At 62.5% G+C, this 16,918-nt stretch carries 15 protein-coding genes and 2 rRNA genes; 6 read left to right on the top strand and 11 right to left on the bottom strand.

Annotation, left to right across the window (positions count from 1 at the left end):
* Positions 1-62: 62 nt before the first annotated feature.
* The 4 genes from VIM95_RS06810 (at position 63) to VIM95_RS06795 (ending at position 3,961) form a co-directional block, all read left to right on the top strand.
* A complete protein-coding gene (locus VIM95_RS06810; protein ID WP_331984276.1) occupies positions 63-1,481 on the top strand; it encodes a HAMP domain-containing sensor histidine kinase in 1,419 nt (472 codons plus the stop codon).
* On the top strand, positions 1,471-2,040 hold the full coding sequence (locus VIM95_RS06805; RefSeq protein ID WP_331984275.1) for a hypothetical protein: 570 nt from the start codon (positions 1,471-1,473) through the stop codon (positions 2,038-2,040). The genes VIM95_RS06810 and VIM95_RS06805 overlap by 11 nt, the downstream gene beginning before the upstream one ends.
* A complete protein-coding gene (locus VIM95_RS06800) occupies positions 2,037-3,395 on the top strand; it encodes a sigma 54-interacting transcriptional regulator (protein WP_331984274.1) in 1,359 nt (452 codons plus the stop codon). The genes VIM95_RS06805 and VIM95_RS06800 overlap by 4 nt, the downstream gene beginning before the upstream one ends.
* A gap of 230 nt (positions 3,396-3,625) precedes the next feature.
* Positions 3,626-3,961 (top strand): BON domain-containing protein, encoded by a 336-nt coding sequence (locus tag VIM95_RS06795; RefSeq protein ID WP_331984273.1) that lies wholly within the window; start codon positions 3,626-3,628, stop codon positions 3,959-3,961.
* Positions 3,962-4,082: 121 nt separating this feature from the next.
* Here the strand turns inward: VIM95_RS06795 and VIM95_RS06790 are convergent, their stop codons facing one another.
* Both VIM95_RS06790 and VIM95_RS06785 read right to left on the bottom strand, forming a co-directional pair.
* Entirely contained in the window at positions 4,083-4,790 is a 708-nt protein-coding gene (locus VIM95_RS06790) for a class I SAM-dependent methyltransferase (RefSeq protein WP_331984272.1), read from the bottom strand.
* Between the two features lie 34 nt (positions 4,791-4,824).
* On the bottom strand, positions 4,825-6,300 hold the full coding sequence (locus VIM95_RS06785; RefSeq protein ID WP_331984271.1) for a PLP-dependent aminotransferase family protein: 1,476 nt from the start codon (positions 6,298-6,300) through the stop codon (positions 4,825-4,827).
* Positions 6,301-6,496: 196 nt separating this feature from the next.
* On the opposite strand from VIM95_RS06785, the gene VIM95_RS06780 reads away from it, so the two are divergent.
* A complete protein-coding gene (locus VIM95_RS06780; protein ID WP_331984270.1) occupies positions 6,497-6,772 on the top strand; it encodes a DUF2917 domain-containing protein in 276 nt (91 codons plus the stop codon).
* Positions 6,773-7,017: 245 nt separating this feature from the next.
* Here VIM95_RS06780 and VIM95_RS06775 read toward each other — a convergent pair whose 3' ends face one another.
* From VIM95_RS06775 to VIM95_RS06765, 3 genes are all read right to left on the bottom strand, one after another.
* Positions 7,018-8,568: a SpoVR family protein gene (locus VIM95_RS06775; RefSeq protein WP_414648489.1), complete on the bottom strand. Its 1,551-nt coding sequence runs from the start codon at positions 8,566-8,568 to the stop codon at positions 7,018-7,020.
* An 8-nt stretch (positions 8,569-8,576) separates the two neighbouring features.
* Positions 8,577-9,848, bottom strand: a complete 1,272-nt coding sequence (locus VIM95_RS06770; RefSeq protein ID WP_331984268.1) for a YeaH/YhbH family protein — start codon at positions 9,846-9,848, stop codon at positions 8,577-8,579.
* Between the two features lie 68 nt (positions 9,849-9,916).
* Entirely contained in the window at positions 9,917-11,839 is a 1,923-nt protein-coding gene (locus tag VIM95_RS06765) for a PrkA family serine protein kinase (RefSeq protein ID WP_331984267.1), read from the bottom strand.
* Positions 11,840-12,071: 232 nt separating this feature from the next.
* On the opposite strand from VIM95_RS06765, the gene VIM95_RS06760 reads away from it, so the two are divergent.
* Entirely contained in the window at positions 12,072-12,659 is a 588-nt protein-coding gene (locus tag VIM95_RS06760; protein ID WP_331984266.1) for a LexA family transcriptional regulator, read from the top strand.
* A gap of 57 nt (positions 12,660-12,716) precedes the next feature.
* Here VIM95_RS06760 and VIM95_RS06755 read toward each other — a convergent pair whose 3' ends face one another.
* The 6 genes from VIM95_RS06755 to VIM95_RS06730 form a co-directional block, all read right to left on the bottom strand.
* Positions 12,717-13,574, bottom strand: coding sequence for a DUF2306 domain-containing protein (locus tag VIM95_RS06755; protein WP_331984265.1), 858 nt, complete (start codon positions 13,572-13,574; stop codon positions 12,717-12,719).
* Positions 13,575-13,766: 192 nt separating this feature from the next.
* Complete coding sequence (gene leuE, locus VIM95_RS06750) at positions 13,767-14,432, bottom strand: leucine efflux protein LeuE (RefSeq protein ID WP_331984264.1); 666 nt, start codon at positions 14,430-14,432, stop codon at positions 13,767-13,769.
* 101 nt (positions 14,433-14,533) lie between these two features.
* Entirely contained in the window at positions 14,534-15,352 is an 819-nt protein-coding gene (locus VIM95_RS06745; RefSeq protein WP_331984263.1) for a class I SAM-dependent methyltransferase, read from the bottom strand.
* Between the two features lie 127 nt (positions 15,353-15,479).
* Positions 15,480-15,956 (bottom strand): peptidylprolyl isomerase, encoded by a 477-nt coding sequence (locus VIM95_RS06740; RefSeq protein WP_331984262.1) that lies wholly within the window; start codon positions 15,954-15,956, stop codon positions 15,480-15,482.
* A gap of 161 nt (positions 15,957-16,117) precedes the next feature.
* Positions 16,118-16,231, bottom strand: a 5S ribosomal RNA gene (rrf, locus tag VIM95_RS06735).
* 144 nt (positions 16,232-16,375) lie between these two features.
* A 23S ribosomal RNA gene (locus tag VIM95_RS06730) occupies positions 16,376-16,918 on the bottom strand; the annotation flags it as partial.

The raw sequence follows: 16,918 nt of genomic DNA, 5'->3' as shown, positions 1-16,918 counted from the left end.
GACAAGCCGCGCGATGCGAGCAGGGTTACCAGGCGAGGAAAAGCGAGGCATTATCGGCAGCCATGATGCCCGGTCTGCTGCGTCCTTCCTTCCGTCAGCTGCTTTTGCTTGCCTTCCTGCTGGTGGCCGGCCTTCTGGGCGCGGCCTCCTTGCGCGCGCTGATGACGCTGGAGAGCCTGGTAACGCAGAGTCGCAGCAGCGCCGCCCACGCCGTGCAACTGAGCGCCGATGCGCAGCTGCTGGCCGAGCGCAGCGTGACCATGGAGCGGGCGGCGCGGCAATACCTGGTACTGGAGGATGCAGCCTTGCTGCAGCGCTACCAGGAGGCCAGCCGGGACGCCAAGGCGGCCCTGGCGCGATTGGCACAAGGCCTGCCCGGCAGCCCCGCCTTGCAGGGCTGGCGCAAGCACGAGACCAGCATTGCCGCACAACTGGCAGCCCCTGAAGGTCACGATAGCGAGCTCGTGCTGGCAGCCGATTTCAGTGCCCTTGCTGGGCTCAACGAGCAGTTGGCCGATCAGGTACGTGGCCGCATCGAGCAGCGCAACACCGCCCTGCTGGATGGCCTGGAGGCAGGCCGGCTGCAACTCAGCGGTCAATTGCTGGTGGCGCTGATGCTGGCGGTCAGCCTGGCGCTGGTATTCGGCCTCTGGCTGGCCCGGCCGCTGAGGCAGCTGGAGGACGCCATCATCGGCCTGGGTGAGAACAAGCTTGGCCAGCCTATTGCGGTACGCGGGCCGGCCGACTTGCGTCTCTTGGGCCAGCGGCTCGATTGGTTGCGCCTACGCCTGCAGGAGCTGGACGCCGACAAGGCGCGCTTTCTGCGACATATCTCGCACGAGCTCAAAACCCCGCTGGCGGCGCTGCGCGAGGGCGTGGCCCTGCTGGAGGATGGCGTGGCCGGCAGCCTGACCTCGCAGCAGACCGAAATTGCCCAGATTCTGGCGCAGAATGTGGTTGCACTGCAGGGGCAGATCGAGGACCTGCTGCGCTACCACGCTGCCGGTTTCGAGGCCCGCCAGCTCAACCGCAAGCCGACCTCCTTGCACGCCCTGCTGGTGGACGTGGTGAACGGTCAGCGGCTGCAGTGGCAGGCCAAGGGACTCAAGCTCAAGGCCGCCGGCGAAGCGCTGCTGGCCAACGTGGACCCTGAAAAATTGGCGGTTGCGCTGGGCAACCTGCTATCCAACGCCATCCGCTTCAGCCCACCAGGCGGCGAAGTGCTGCTGACTGTTGGTAGCCGACCCGGCTGGCTGCAGATCGCCGTCTCGGACCAAGGGCCGGGCGTCGCGCCTGCGGATAGGCAGCGCATCTTCGAACCCTTCTACCAAGGCGAGCGCCAGCCGGCTGGCGCGCGCCGTGGCAGCGGCATTGGTCTCTCCATCGTGCAGGAATATGTCGAGGCCCACGGCGGTCAGATCCTGCTGACCGACAATGAACCTGGCACCTGCTTTGTGATCGAATTGCCCCATGAACATTAGATACCTGCCCCTGCTACTTGGCACAGCCCTGCTGGGCGCCTGCGCCATGCCGCAACCGCCCCAGCCGCCGCGCGAGATCCGCATCCCGGTGCGCGAGGTGGATGCCGCCAGCCTCGCGCTGCGGGGCGTGCTCAGCTACCAGGACAAGCTCAAGCAGATGAGCTCGGCCGAGCTGGGTCGCGAAGCCAGCCGGCTGGCCGAGGCCCCGGCGGGCCCCGCCACCACGATGGAGCAGGCCCTGCTGTTGCTGCAGCAACGTGCCAGCGGCGACCTGGGGCGGGCCATGGGGCTGCTCGACAACGTCAACCGCGATACCCGGCCGGAGGCCCAGCCCTTCCAGTCGCTGGCACGACTGCTGCTGGGGATGCTGACAGAGCAGCGCAAGCTTGAAGAGCAGCTGGACCGGCAGGCCCAGCAGCAGCGCGAAGCCCAGCGCGAGCAGCAAAAGGAACAGCAGAAGAAGCTGGACCAGCTGACCGAAAAGCTGGAAGCGCTGAAAGCCATTGAGCGCAGCCTGACCAGCCGCCCCACGCCACCGGCCAACGGAAGCAAGCCATGAGTGCCCACATCCTGCTCGTCGACGACGACCCCGACCTGCTCAAACTCCTCTCCATGCGGCTGACCGCCGCGGGTTACCGCGTCAGTGCCGTGGCCAGTGCCGAAGCAGCGCTGGCGCGGCTCGCCATCGAACCACCTCAGCTGGTGCTCAGCGACGTACGCCTGCCAGATCGCGACGGCTTGGCCCTGTTTGGCGAGATCCATGCCCGCCACCCCAGCCTGCCGGTCATCCTGCTGACCGCGCACGGCACCATACCCGATGCCGTGGAAGCGACCGCGCGCGGCGTATTCGGTTACCTGACCAAGCCTTTCGACGGCAAGCTCTTGCTGGACAAGATCGCCCAGGCCCTGGCCTTGGCGGCCCCCATAGGCAACAAAGCCGGTGGCGACAACGGCTGGCGATCACAGATCGTGAGCCGTTCAAGCCGCATGGCCGAGGTACTGGCCGAAGCGCGGCTGGTGGCGAGGACCGATGCCAGCGTGCTGATACGCGGTGACAGTGGCAGCGGCAAGGAGCTGCTGGCGCAGGCCATACACCGCGCCAGCCATAGAGCGGACAAGCCCTTTGTGGCGGTAAACTGCGGGGCCATACCCGAAGCCCTGCTGGAATCGGAACTGTTCGGCCATGTGAAGGGCGCCTTCACCGGCGCGGTCAACAATCACCGTGGCCTATTCCAGGCGGCCGACGGCGGCACGCTCTTTCTCGACGAGATCGGCGATATGCCCCTGCCGCTGCAGGTCAAGCTGCTGCGGGTACTGCAGGAACGCTCGGTACGACCGGTGGGGGCGAGCCAGGCCATACCCATCGATGTGCGCCTGCTCTCGGCCACCCACCGCGACCTGGAAAGCGCCCTCTCGGAGGGCCTGTTTCGCGAGGACCTTTACTACCGCTTGAACGTGGTCAGCCTCTACCTGCCCACCCTGGCGGAGCGGCGGGAGGACGTGCCACTCCTGGCCAACCATTTCCTGGCCAAGCTCTCGGACAAGTACCAGAAGCCGCTCAATGGCTTCGCGCCGGATGCGCTGGAAGCGCTCGCCACCGCCCCTTGGCCGGGCAATGTACGGCAGCTCTACAACGTGGTGGAGCAGGTCTCGGCCCTGGCCACCTCCTCGCTGATCCCGCTCTCGTTGGTACAACGTGCACTGCGTGCCGCCGCCGTGGAGGTGCTGAGCTACAACGAGGCCAAACAGCGCTTTGAATTCGACTACCTGGTGCGCCTGCTCAAGCTCACCGACGGCAATGTGGCGGATGCCGCCAGGCTCGCGGAGCGCAACCGGACCGAGTTTTACCGGCTCTTGCAGAAGCACGAACTCAATCCGGCGCAATTTCGTAGCCACCCACCTGTCGCCGAATAGCGACAGCGCCAGCCGCTAAGCTTTCAGGTAGTTAGCCGGCCACCCCTGCCATTCTGTCGCCAACAGGCGACGGAATGGCAACCTCTCCCGGCCACCCTATCTCACCCCAGCACCACATTCGCTGCTAATTCGCTGATTTGTCGATACTTTTTCAGGCTGGCATGGTGCTTGCCATAGATCGGATGTAACGCCGCAGTGCGTTGCCTTTCCAACAACCGAAAGGACCGACTATGCAAACCCGTCAACTGATCCCCAGCCTCTTGGCCGCCCTGATGATCGCCGCCCCCGCTATCGCCGCTGAACAAGCCGAGAGCAAGTCAGGCCCGGCAGCGACCGCCGGCCAGTTCGTGGACGACACCACCATCACCGCCAAGGTAAAAGCCGCCCTGGTCGCCGACAAAACCGTCTCGGCCTTTGATGTGAAGGTGAGCACCGAGCAAGGCGTGGTCACGCTGACCGGCACCGTCGACAAGCCCGAAGCCAGCGAGCAGGCCCTGCGCCTCGCTGCCGGCGTTGACGGCGTGAAGAGCGTCAACAGCCATCTGCTGCTCAAGGGCAGCAAGTAAGTTACGCCGGGGCGATCCCCCGGCACCTCTCCCTGGAGGTTGCGAAGCCCGCTAGCAACCTGTCTTTAGGATCGGCCCCCGGGCCGGTCCTTTTTTCCGTCCCATCCCTGTCCGCCAGTTCCTATTCGCACCTACGGAGCAGTACTGCAGCAAGGCCCAGCGCCCGCCAGTATTCCTGCACCAGCTCCAGTCCTGCCTCAGCCAGCAAGCTCGCACGCCGCGCCTCAGCAAGCGGATGCACATTGGTACCCAGATGGGTGAAGTCCAGCGCCACCTGCTCGGGCCTATCCCGACTCGCATCCTGCTGTGCACGCCAGGTGGCAAACAAGCGTTCGAAACCCGTCTCGCCGCGCTCGCCGCCCAGGTCGGCCAGTAGCAGCCAGCCACCGGGGCGCAATGCTGTCGCCAGGGCCTTGAGGTAGGCCGCCTTGGCGCCATCGTCAGGCAGGAAGTGCATGACCAGCAGCGAGGTCACAGCGTTGTAGCCCTCACCCAGCACCACCTCGCCCGGCTTGCCTTGCAGCAAGCTCACCCGTTCAGTGATACCGGCCTCCTCCAGCTTGGCAGCAGCGAGCTGGTTCATGTCGGTACTGGGCTCCACGCCGACCAGCGACCAGCCTGGACCACGGCGGGCATAGCGCAGCAATTCCTCGCCACTACCGCTGCCGGCCACCAGAATGCGCGCATCGGGCGGCAACAGCGTCGCAAGCAGGAACTCGGATAGCTCGTGCAGGGTTTCGTAGCCAGGAATGAGCTGGCGGATCTTGCGGTCGTAGACGGCGGCGTGGCGGGCGTCGTAGCGGACGCCCTGGTCAGGGTTTGCGCTCATGTCGCCAGTCTAGCGCAGCTGCCGACTTTACCGTCTAGCCCAGCTCGAACAGGCTGTGTTCATCACTCTGCCGCGCCGGTTTGCTACCGGCGTCGAGCTGTCGCCGGGCAATCTCGCCCAAACGCTTGAGGCGAGCCTCGACTTGTGGCGACCAGGGCTCGCCACAGCACAGGCGCAGATAGTTACGGTAGGCATTGCGGGCCGAGAATAGCGGCCCCGGCGCGAAGCTGATGTCTTCCTCGATCGAGCTCTGCAGGATGGCAGTACTGTCAGCCCCCGCTGGCAGCTCCACCCAGCACAGATAGCCACCTTGCGGGCGGGCCCAACGGGTACCCTCCGGGAAGTAGCGGGCCAGGCCTTCGTTCATACGCTCCAGCTGCTCGGCACAGAGCCGGCGCAGGCGGCGCATATGGTGATCGTAACCACCACTCTCCAAAAAGCGCGCCAGCGTGGCCTGGGTGATGGCTGGCGTCGAGAAGGTGTTGATGTACTTGAGTATCTCCACCCGCGAACGGTACCGACCAGGCGCTATCCAGCCCACCCGCATGCCGGGGGCCACCAGCTTGGTATAGCTGGCCACATAGAGCACGTTGCCGGTCTCGTCGAAGGCCTTGGCCGGGCGTGGCCGCTCCCGGCCCTGGTAGAACTCGCCGTAGATATCGTCTTCGATCAAGGGCACATTGCGCTCAGCCAGCAGCTTCACCACCTGCTGCTTGGCCTCGTCACTCATCAGGCTGCCGGTAGGGTTGCTGAAGTTCGGCATCAGCACGCAGGCCGCAATGCCGCCGTCGCGGCTGGCCAGCTCCAGGGCCGCCACCGAGATGCCATGTACCGGGTCGGTGGGGATCTCCAACGCCTTGAGGCCCATGGATTCGAACAGCTGCAAGAGGCCGAAATAGGTCGGCGACTCCACCGCCACCACGTCCCCCGGCTGGGTAGTGGCGCGCAGGGCAAGGTTGAGCGCCTCAATGCCGCCGGCCGTGATCTGCACATCGTCGGCGCTGAGCCGGCCGCCCCACTCCATGGCATGGCGGGCCACCTGGCGGCGCAGCACCTCCAGCCCGCGCGTACCACCATACTCGGAGAGCAACGTGGGCGAATGCCGCAAGGCCTCGTTCATCAACTTCTGCAGCTGGGTATTGGGAAAGCACTCCGGCGCCATGACCGCATAACAGAAGCCATGCTGGCGGCCACGCGTGAGCTGCAGGTAGTCCCATAGCCGCCGGTTCACCGTCACCGCGGCCGGCTCGCTGGAGGGGCGCGACGGCGGCGGTGGCGCGACCAGCTTGCGGCGGACAAAGAAGCCCGACTGCGGCCGAGCCTCAACCAGACCCTTGTCCTCCAAAAGACGAAAAGCCTCGGTCACGGTGGAAAGGCTGACCCCGCGACGGTCACGTAGCTCACGCAGGCTAGGCAGGCGCTCGCCGGGCAACAGGGTGCCGGCGGCAATCTGGGCGGCAATCTCGTCGGCTAACGCGACATACAGCGTGGCAGAGCGATCTTGACGCATGGCAGGCCTTCCGAGGGGATTGGACAACGATCTTGCGCCGCGCGCGGCCAGGCGCCAAGAAACAGTTAGCCCCAAAATGTACCGTGACAGTTGCGGCTGTACCGGCACTGTTACGTTGGAAACAGTGACAGTCTGGGTCTGAGCAAGCTAGGCGGCGACGCGTAGTCTAGGCACCGTCACCCGCCGGAGCACTGTCATGCAAACCCTAGCCCTCAGCAGCAACACCGTTCACACCTGCCCCGCCCCGGCCGGCAGCACTATCCGCGTGGCCCAAGGCGTGATCTGGTTCACCGCCGCCGGCGCCGACATCCTGCTCAACGCCGGCCAAGACTACCAGCTCGCCATGGACGAAGACCTCCTCATCCAGGCCATGAGCGACGCCCGCTTCAGCATCCAGATCCCAGCCGGTCAACAAACGCCCCACTACGCACGACGCCTGCGCGACTGGCTGCCGAGGCTGTCGCTCGGCTGATACGACGCTAAATGTGCCGTAACGGCCACCGGCCAGCACGTCTACCGCACTGAGATCAGAGAACCTACAACCTGAGTGCGGAGCGCGATGCCCCGAGCGTAGCGAGGCTCCCTCGCGGCGGCGAGGGCGGGGGAGTGGCAGCGATAAAGCCAAGCGCGCGTGAACAACAACTGCAGGTAAACACCCGGCTATGCCGGGTGCTGAGGTAAAGCTACCAATCTACACGCAGCTGATCTGTGTTCAGTTCACCCGCCATGCCGCTTCTCCAACTTGCAGTCATAGGTCAGGATCACCCTCCCCTCCGGATCACAGCTCTCCAGCTTGACCGAGAAACCCCATAGCCGGGCAATGTGCTTGAGCACCTCGTGTACCGAATTACCCAGTGGCCGGCGGTTGTGTTGCACGTGGCGCAGGGTGAGCGAACGGTCACCGCGGGTATTGACCTCCCAGACCTGGATATTGGGCTCGCGGTTACCCAGGTTGTACTGCTCAGCCAAGCGGCGGCGTATATCGCGGTAGCCGTCCTCGTTATGGATGGCGCTGATCTCCAGCTGGGCTTCATGGTCATCGTCGCGCACGGCAAAGAAGCGGAAGTCACGGATCAGCTTGGGCGAGAGGTACTGGGCAATAAAGCTCTCGTCTTTGAAGTTCTTCATGGCGAACTCCAGCGCCGGCCGCCATTCGGTGCCAGCCAGATCAGGGAACCAGCGGTAGTCTTCCTCCGTGGGGTGCTCGCAGATGCGCTTGATGTCGGTATACATGGCAAACCCCAGCGCATAGGGATTGATGCCGGAATACCAGCGGCTGGTGACCGGCGGCTGGTAGACCACATTGGTGTGCGAGTGCAGGAACTCCATGATGGCGCCGTCACTGATCAGGCCTTCGTCATAGAGTCGGTTCATGATGCTGTAGTGCCAGAAGGTGGCCCAGCCTTCGTTCATGACCTGGGTCTGCCGCTGTGGGTAGAAGTACTGCGCCACCTTGCGCACGATGCGCACCACCTCGCGCTGCCAGGGCTCCAATAGCGGCGCGAACTTCTCGATAAAGTACAGCAGGTTCTCCTGCGGCTCAGCCGGAAAGCGGCGGACCATTTCCGGTTCGATCTCCTCATTGCGGCGTGGCAAGGTACGCCAGAGGTCATTGACCTGGCTTTGCAGGTACTCGGCCCGCTCCGCGAGGCGTGCCTGCTCGTCGGCCGCCGAGAGCTTGGGTGGCCGCTTGTAGCGGTCCACACCGTAGTTCATCAATGCGTGGCAGCTGTCCAGCAGCTCCTCGACCGCATCCACACCGTGCCGCTCCTCGCACTGGCGGATGTACTGCCGGGCAAAGACCAGGTAGTCGATGATGGCGCTGGCGTCGGTCCAGGCACGGAACAGGTAGTTGCCCTTGAAGAAACTGTTGTGGCCGAAGGCGGCATGGGCGATCACCAGGGCCTGCATGGTGATGGAGTTCTCCTCCATCAGGTAGGCGATGCAGGGGTTGGAATTGATGACAATCTCGTAGGCGAGGCCCATCTGGCCGCGCTTGTAGCCCTTTTCGGTACTGAGGAAGTGCTTGCCGTAGCTCCAGTGGTGGTACATGACCGGCATACCGACCGAAGCGTAGGCATCCATCATCTGCTCGGCAGTAATGATCTCGAGCTGGTTGGGGTAGGTATCGAGTTCAAAATCACCGGCGATACGTTCGATCTCGCGGTAGTACTCGTCGATCAGCTCGAAGGTCCATTCCGAGCCGGTGGAAAGCGGTCCCTTGGGCTTGCGGGCGCGCTTGCGCTTTGCACTGCTGGGCGTGACCATGATGTTCGTCATACGTGGGCCGCATTCTTCTTGAACAGGTCGCGGAAGACCGGATAGATATCTGCCGGCGTCTGGATCTTGCGCATTGCGAACTGCGGGCAGGCCTCGGCCACCCTTTCGTATTCCATCCACAGGTTCTGCGGTTCACCCTCCGTGATCTCGATATAGGCGTAGTACTGCACCAACGGCAGAATGCCGCCGAGCAGGATGTCCTTGCAGACCGCCGAGTCGCTGTCCCAGTTGTCGCCGTCGCTGGCCTGGGCAACGTAGATGTTCCAATCATTGGTGGGGTAACGCTCGCCAATGATCTGCTCCACCAGCTTGAGCGCCGAGCTGACCACGGTGCCGCCGGTATCGCGGGCGTGGAAGAAATCATGCTCGTTCACTTCCTGCGCCTGGGTGTGGTGGCGCACGAAGACCACTTCGATCTTCTCGTAGGCGCGGGTCAGGAACAGGTAGAGCAGGATAAAGAAGCGCTTGGCGGTATCCTTCTTCTGCTCGTCCATGGAGCCCGACACGTCCATGACGCAGAACATGACCGCCTGGGTGTGCGGCCGTGGCTGCTTGACCCGGTTGCTGTAGCGCAGGTCGAAGGGGTCGATAAAAGGGATGCCGATGATGCGGGTCTTGAGCGAGTGGATCTCCTCGCGCAGGGCGATCACCGCCGGATCGTCCTCGTCACAGCGCTCCAGGAGTTCATCAAGCTCCTCGCGCGCCTCGTTGAGGCGGGCCATCGGCCCGGCGGTCAGGGCAATGCGACGGCCCAGCGCGCCTTTGAGCGAGCGCACCACGTCGATGTTCGACGGCGTACCGTCGGTACTGTAGCCGGCCCGCACATGCTTGAAGGCCTCGATCGCAGTCAGCTGGGTCTTGACCAGGTTGGGTAGCTCCAGGTCCTCGAAGAAGAAGTTGAGGAACTCCTCGCGGCTGAGCTCAAAGACAAAGTCGTCCTCGCCCTCGCCGTCTTCCGAGGCCTTGCCGCCACCGCCGCCGCCACCGCCCTCTTCCGGCCGGTCTACCCTGTCCCCCTGCAGGTATTCCTTGTTGCCGGGGTGCACCGTCTCCCAGACCCCGCCACGGGCGTGGCCGAAGACCGGCTCGGAGACATCCTTGACCGGGATGGAGACCTTCTCGCCGCTGTCGATATCGGTGATGGAACGGCCCTTGACCGCCCGGGTCACCGCTTCCTTGATCTGGCCCTTGAAGCGGCGCAAAAAGCGCTCGCGGTTGATTGCGGACTTGTTCTTGCCGTTGAGACGTCGATCTATCAGGTGCGCCATGTTGAACCTCGTGTAAGCCGTGCGCCGTCGCCGAGCCAGGCTGGCCCGGCGGCCTCAACACGCCTTACTCAGGACGACTTCCTCACCCGCAGGTACCAATCGCAGAGCAGACGCACCTGCTTGGCGGTGTAGCCCTTGGCCACCATGCGGTTGACGAAGTCCTCGTGCTTCTTGGCGTCTTCGTTGCTCGCCTTGGCATTGAAGGAGATCACCGGCAGCAGCTCCTCGGTATTGGAGAACATCTTTTTCTCGATCACCGAGCGCAGCTTCTCGTAGCTGGTCCAGGTTGGGTTCTTGCCACCGTTGTTGGCCCGCGCCCGCAGCACAAAGTTCACGATCTCGTTGCGGAAGTCCTTGGGGTTGCTGATGCCGGCAGGCTTTTCGATCTTCTCCAGCTCGTTGTTGAGGGCATTGCGATCGAAGCTCTCGCCAGTGTCCGGATCGCGGTATTCCTGGTCCTGTATCCAGAAGTCGGCAAAGCTGACGTAACGGTCGAAGATGTTCTGGCCATACTCCGAATAGCTCTCGAGGTAGGCGGTCTGGATCTCCTTGCCGATGAATTCCACATAGCGGCCGGCCAGGTATTCCTTGATGTAGGCCAGGTACTTCTGCTCGGTCTCGGGCGCAAACTGCTCGCGCTCTACCTGCTGTTCCAGCACATAGAGCAGGTGCACCGGGTTGGCCGCCACTTCGGAATGGTCGAAGTTGAAGACCTTGGACAGGATCTTGAAGGCCCAGCGGGTCGAGAGCCCGTCCATGCCTTCGTCCACCCCGGCAAAGTCGCGGTACTCCTGGATGGACTTGGCCTTGGGGTCGGTATCCTTGAGGTTCTCCCCGTCATAGACCTGCATCTTGGAATAGATGCTGGAATTCTCCGGGTCCTTGAGGCGGGAGAGGATGGAGAACTGCGACATCATCTTGAGCGTGCCCGGCGCGCAAGGCGCGCTGTTGAGCGAGGAATTGCGCACCAGCTTCTCGTAGATCTTGACCTCTTCGCTGACGCGCAGGCAGTACGGCACCTTGACGATGTAGATCCGGTCGAGGAAGGCCTCGTTGTTCTTGTTGTTCTTGAACTGCTTCCATTCAGATTCATTGGAGTGCGCCAGCACGATGCCGTCAAAGGGGATGGCGCCAAAGCCCTCGGTACCCTTGAAGTTGCCCTCCTGGGTGGCGGTCAGCAAGGGGTGCAGCACCTTGATCGGCGCCTTGAACATCTCAACGAACTCGAGCAGCCCCTGGTTGGCGAGGCATAAACCGCCGGAATAGCTGTAAGCGTCCGGGTCGTCCTGGGCGTACTTTTCCAGCTTGCGGATATCGACCTTGCCGGTCAGCGAGCTGATGTCCTGGTTGTTCTCGTCGCCCGGCTCGGTCTTGGCCACGGCCACCTGCTTGAGCACCGAGGGGTAGCGGCGCACCACACGGAACTGGTCGATGTCGCCATTGAATTCCTGCAGCCGCTTCACCGCCCAAGGGCTGGGGATGCACTTGAGGTAGCGGCGCGGAATGCCGTACTGTTCTTCGAGGATGGGGCCGTCTTCGCCATCGTTGAAGAGACCCAGCGGTGACTCGTTCACCGGACTGCCTTTGATGCAGTAGAACGGCACCTTCTCCATCAGCTCCTTGAGCTTTTCTGCGATCGAGGATTTACCGCCACCGACCGGGCCCAGCAGATAGAGGATCTGCTTCTTCTCCTCCAGGCCTTGGGCGGCGTGGCGGAAGTAGGCGACCACCTGCTCGATCACCTCCTCCATGCCGTAGAACTCCTTGAAGGCCGGGTAGATGCGGATCACCTTGTTGGCAAAGACCCGCGACAGCCGCGAGTCATTGCGGGTGTCCTGCATCACCGGCTCACCGATCGCCATCAGCATGCGCTCAGCGGCCGTGGCATACGCGCCGGGCTCGCGCTTGCACAGGTCGAGGTACTCGCGGAGGCTCATCTCCTCCTCACGGGTACGATCGTAACGACTGCTGAAGTTGGCGAAGATATCCATAGCGATCCCTCTCGTTCAGACATGTCCAAGGCGACACAGGATTTGGAACAGTACGCGGGCAAAAGTTCGCGCCGGGAATGCACTTCAAGTTTTGTTCTGATATTGGGGAGTCACTTCGGTATAGCACATGCTGACCGTTTGCCGTTTGATGCGGCATGCAGCCACGCCACACTTGCCAAGAGAACGTACGTTCACTAAAGTAAGAGAACAAACGTTCTCCCCCGGGAAACCCATGAGCGAATTCGAACGCGACCTGGAATATCTGGCGCGCCTGCAGGACTACTACGCGGACGAGCGCTGCCTGCCCTCCTATGCCCGCCTGATGAGCCTGTTCGGCTTCGCCAGCAAGTCTGCCGTCTCCAAGCTGCTGACGCGGCTGCAACTGCAAGGCTTTCTGAACCGCAGCTCGGACGGCGATTGGGTGCCGGCTGACCGCTTCTTCGAGCGCACTTTGTCCAGCGAACCGGTACCGGCCGGCATGCCGGTGGCAGCGCGCGACGTCGGTACCGATGCCTTTGCCATCGACCAGTACCTGATCAACCGGCCGTCGCACACCCATCTGATCCCGGTGAAGGGTGATTCCATGATCGACGCCGGTATCCACTCCGGCGACCTGGCCGTGGTGGAACGGCGTGCCATCGCCAATCTGGGCGATATCGTGGTCGCCATTGTCGACGATGAATTCACCCTCAAGACCTTGGGTAAGGAGGGAGGCAAGTTTGTCCTGCTGCCAGCCAACCCGGCCTACCCGGTGATACGCCCGCAGGGTACCTTGGAGATCTTCGGCGTGATGGTCGGGCTAGTACGCAAATACCGGTGAGCCCCTGCCGTGAAAAGCCCAGGCCAATGCCTGGGCTTTTTGTTGCCACTACGCCACTTAGCCGGCCATGCGTGGCAGCCACATGCCCACGGCGGCGACCGCTGCGCCGCCAGCCATGGCCAGGCTAAGCCCGGTCAGAAGACCTGCCGTACCCAACCGCAGCCAGGTCGATGCCCGTCGCTGGGCCAGGAAATAGAGTTCCAATACCAGCAGCGGCAAGAGGTAGTCGGCAAAGACCAGTATGGTCAAAAAGGGACCGGTAAAGCTGTCCGGATCGAAACCCGCCGGGCCGTGATTGAGCATGATCCAGAACATCAAGCCCACGCGGAAGAACCACACCCCGCTGACGACCATAAAGAGCCGCAGTGCCCAACGCCTATGCGCGTCGAGGTGGCGTTGGCTGGCAGCCTTCCAGGCCAGTGCGACGAAGGCAAAGATCAGCAGCGCATTCAGGCTCAGCCCCAGATGCTGGCTCAGATCTCCCACCGCACCTCGGAACCAGACCATATAGAGCCCGGCGCCGGCCGCCAGCAGCGCACCCACCATGTAGAGCCGGCCATTCCAGCGATGGACGGCAGGCAGGCGCTGGCGCAACCAGGGCAACAGTTGCAACAGGCCACCTGCAATTACCAGCGCCGCCAAGGTGACATGTACCGCCATGGCGGTGTTACCCACCAGATCGCCCGGTCGATAAGCATGTGGCACCACCTTGTTCCAGGCTGTCAGCTGCCCGGCCAGGGCATGCCGACCGTAGAAGGCCAGCAGGTAACTGACAAAGAACAGCTGCCCCACCACCACCGCCACGAACCAAAGCCAGGCCGAAACCCTGAGCAGTTTGCCCGCCCACGGTGCAGCAACTGCGCCATCGCCAGCCAAATACCTCGCCCGTACGCCTGCAGATACCTGCGATGTCATGCTCTCCTCCTTATGTTGGACTGCGCCAGCCCACACTATGGGCAAGCAGTTCGACAAGCTGCGCTGCTTTGAGACAGTCTGCAGATAAGGAGGAATACGACGCAGCGTGCGCCGATACAGCGCGGCGCTATGTTCAACACCGCAAGAAAAAGCCCACCGCAAGGGTGGGCTGGCTAGCCTACGAGGCGGCGCTCAGCTGGCCAGCTTGACGCCGAAGGCGATAAACAACAGCCCCACCGTGCTGTTGAGAAAGGCCGACAGCCGCTTGCGACCGGCAAAGGCCTGGGCCAGCCTGGCGCCGCCGAATACGATGGCACTGAGGTAAAGCAGGCTGATCATCTGGACAATGGTACCCAAGGCCAGAAAGGTCAGCGCCGGGTGAGGGTAACTGGTATCGACGAACTGCACGAAGAAGGAGAGAAAGAACAGGATGGCCTTGGGGTTGAGCAGGCTGATCACATAAGCCTTACGGCCGATGGCGACGGCACTGTGCTCAGCAACCAAGGCAGTATCGGCCACTCGCCGCACCGCTTCGGCGGCACCACCATCCCTGACTTCACGTACGGCGCGCCAGGCAGCCAGCAACAGCCGGATACCGAGATAACCGAGATAGGCCGCACCAATCAGACGTACGCCGGCAAACAGCAAGGGATAGGCATGCAGTACGGAGGCAGCCCCCAGGGCGGTCAGCAGCATCAGCGTGGTATCACCAAAGAACACGCCCAAGGCACCCGCATAGCCGGCGCGGATACCATTGCGGGCAGCCACGGTCAGCACATAGAGCGAGTTGGGGCCGGGTAACAGCACAATGGCGATGGTACCGGCGACAAACAATCCAAGATCGGTGATTCCAAACACGGTGGTTATCCTCCTTAGCGCCTACAGCATAGTCTCGCCCCACCGCATCGCACCATAGCGGAAAACAGTGACCCGGCCTCCACCAGTCCGGCAACCGATGTTCAGGCCTGGACGCTGAATACCAGGGCCTGTATCTGCCCGGTCAAGGGTCCGGCACCAAACCTTTCAGCCAGGGCGCCCGTACAGGCCAGCGTGGCACGCGCCAGCGCATCGGGCCCCAGCGCCTCCAGCTCGCCGCGCATCGGCGTACCCTGGCAGTAGGCCATGGCAACTGTATCGGCACTGCTGGCACGGCTTTGCACCGTCAGCGTAGTGCTGGCTGCAGGCTTGCTGAAGCCGCCCAAGCTCAGATCGGCGAGCACGCGTTCCCGTTCGTGGTAACCATGCGGTGTGCGACGGAAGAAGGAGGGCGGATTCTCAGGAAACAGCTCGGCCAGCGCCTGGGTGACCGTGTGCGCAAAGGCGTTTTCCTCGATCCGGTCCCAGACATTGAACAGCAGCGTGCCGCCCGGTGCCAGCACGCGGCGGGCCTCGGCATAGGCGCCTGCTTTATCGGGGAAGAACATGACGCCGAACTGGCAGACCACCAGATCAAAGCTCGCATCGTCGAAAGGCAGTTGCTGGGCATCCACCTGCCGCCAGCTCAGCGGCCTGGCGGTGCCTACAGCTGCGGCGCGGTCCAGCATGGGCTGATTGAGATCGGTCGCCATGATGGCGCTGCTCTCAGGCAAGCTACGGGCCAGGGATCGGGTCAGCACCCCGGTACCAGCGGCAATCTCCAGCACCCGCCTGGGCGCCAAAGAGACAGCACGCGCGGCAAGGTCAGCGGCATACGGCTCGAAGAGCAAGGGAACCAGGTAGGTGTCGTAAAGCTCTGGGATGGAGCCCGCGAAAACCTTGTCCGTACCATGTATATCCATCGCACACCTCATCCTGGGGGTGATGATCGAGCCAGCGTGTTGCTGGCACAATTATCACCCCGAGGTGACTAGGCGTCGATGCCGCCCAGTCGGGTGCAAACCGGATCAGGCCGGGAGCCCGACAAGCTTAGTGGTGGTGGCCGTGCTCGCCATGCACATGCTGGTGGGCGATTTCTTCGGCGGTAGCTTCACGCACAGCCAGCACCTTGAGGGCAAAGCGCAGCGTCTTGCCGCACAGCGGGTGGTTACCGTCCAGGAGCACGGTCGGGCCTTTGATCTTGGTCACGAAGTAGTAGCGCGGCTCTCCCTCCGGACCTACACGTTGGATCTGTCCACCGACCTTGATACCGGCAGGAAAGTCCGCCTTGGGCATGGTGGTGACCAGGGCTTCGTCACGCTCACCGAATGTGTCTTCGGTCGCCAGCTCCAGCACGGTCTGAAAACCCGCCTCCTGGCCTTCCAGGGCGGCTTCCAGCTTTGGGAAAAGATTGTCGTAATCGCCATGCAGATAGGCGACCGGGTGCTTGCCATCGTCGTAGACCAGGCCTTGGGCGTCGGTGACCTTCATGCTCAGGGTAACGGCGGAATTCTGGGTGATCTTCATGGGAGTACCTGCATTTGCGAAGGTGGGAGATTCGCCGTTCCGGACTAGAGCGTCAACCCGACGGCAAGGGTGCCGCCGCAGCGGCTGATGCTGGGTACGGCGGGTAGCGCCGTACAAAGCAAAACACCCCGATCATTGCTGATCGAGGTGTTTTAAGGGGAGCCTGGCGGTGACCTACTTTCACACGGGTAGTCCGCACTATCATCGGCGCGGCCTCGTTTCACGGTCCTGTTCGAGATGGGAAGGCGTGGGTCCAAGGCGCTATGGCCGCCAAGCATAACTGGTAGAGCTGCTGTAGTCTCAACAGCTCATGTAGTTGGCTCGTTGTGCTCCGCACAACCAGCCTCAGAAGAAGTAACCAATATGGGTTGAATGACGTATCAAACCGCAAACCCTGCCATCCAGGCATCTTGGGTTATAGGATCAAGCCTCACGGGCAATTAGTATCAGTTAGCTTAACGCATTACTGCGCTTCCACACCTGACCTATCAACGTCCTGGTCTTGAACGACCCTTCAGGGGACTCGAAGTCCCAGGGAAGTCTCATCTTAAGGCAAGTTTCCCGCTTAGATGCTTTCAGCGGTTATCTCTTCCGAACTTAGCTACCCGGCGATACGACTGGCGTCATAACCGGTACACCAGAGGTTCGTCCACTCCGGTCCTCTCGTACTAGGAGCAGCCCCCTTCAAACTTCCAACGCCCACTGCAGATAGGGACCAAACTGTCTCACGACGTTTTAAACCCAGCTCACGTACCACTTTAAATGGCGAACAGCCATACCCTTGGGACCGACTACAGCCCCAGGATGTGATGAGCCGACATCGAGGTGCCAAACCGAGTCGTCGATATGAGCTCTTGGACTCGATCAGCCTGTTATCCCTAGCGTACCTTTTGTCCGTTGAGCGATGGCAATTCCACATTCAACCACCGGATCACTTGGACCTGCTTTCGCACCTGCTCGAC

Origin of the sequence: Chitinimonas sp. (genome assembly GCF_036568685.1) — a bacterium.
In the GTDB taxonomy this organism is placed as follows: Bacteria; Pseudomonadota; Gammaproteobacteria; order Burkholderiales; family Chitinimonadaceae; genus Chitinimonas.
The sequence above is the reverse complement of the archived record's forward strand: the minus strand, read 5'-3'. Positions and strand labels throughout refer to the sequence as shown.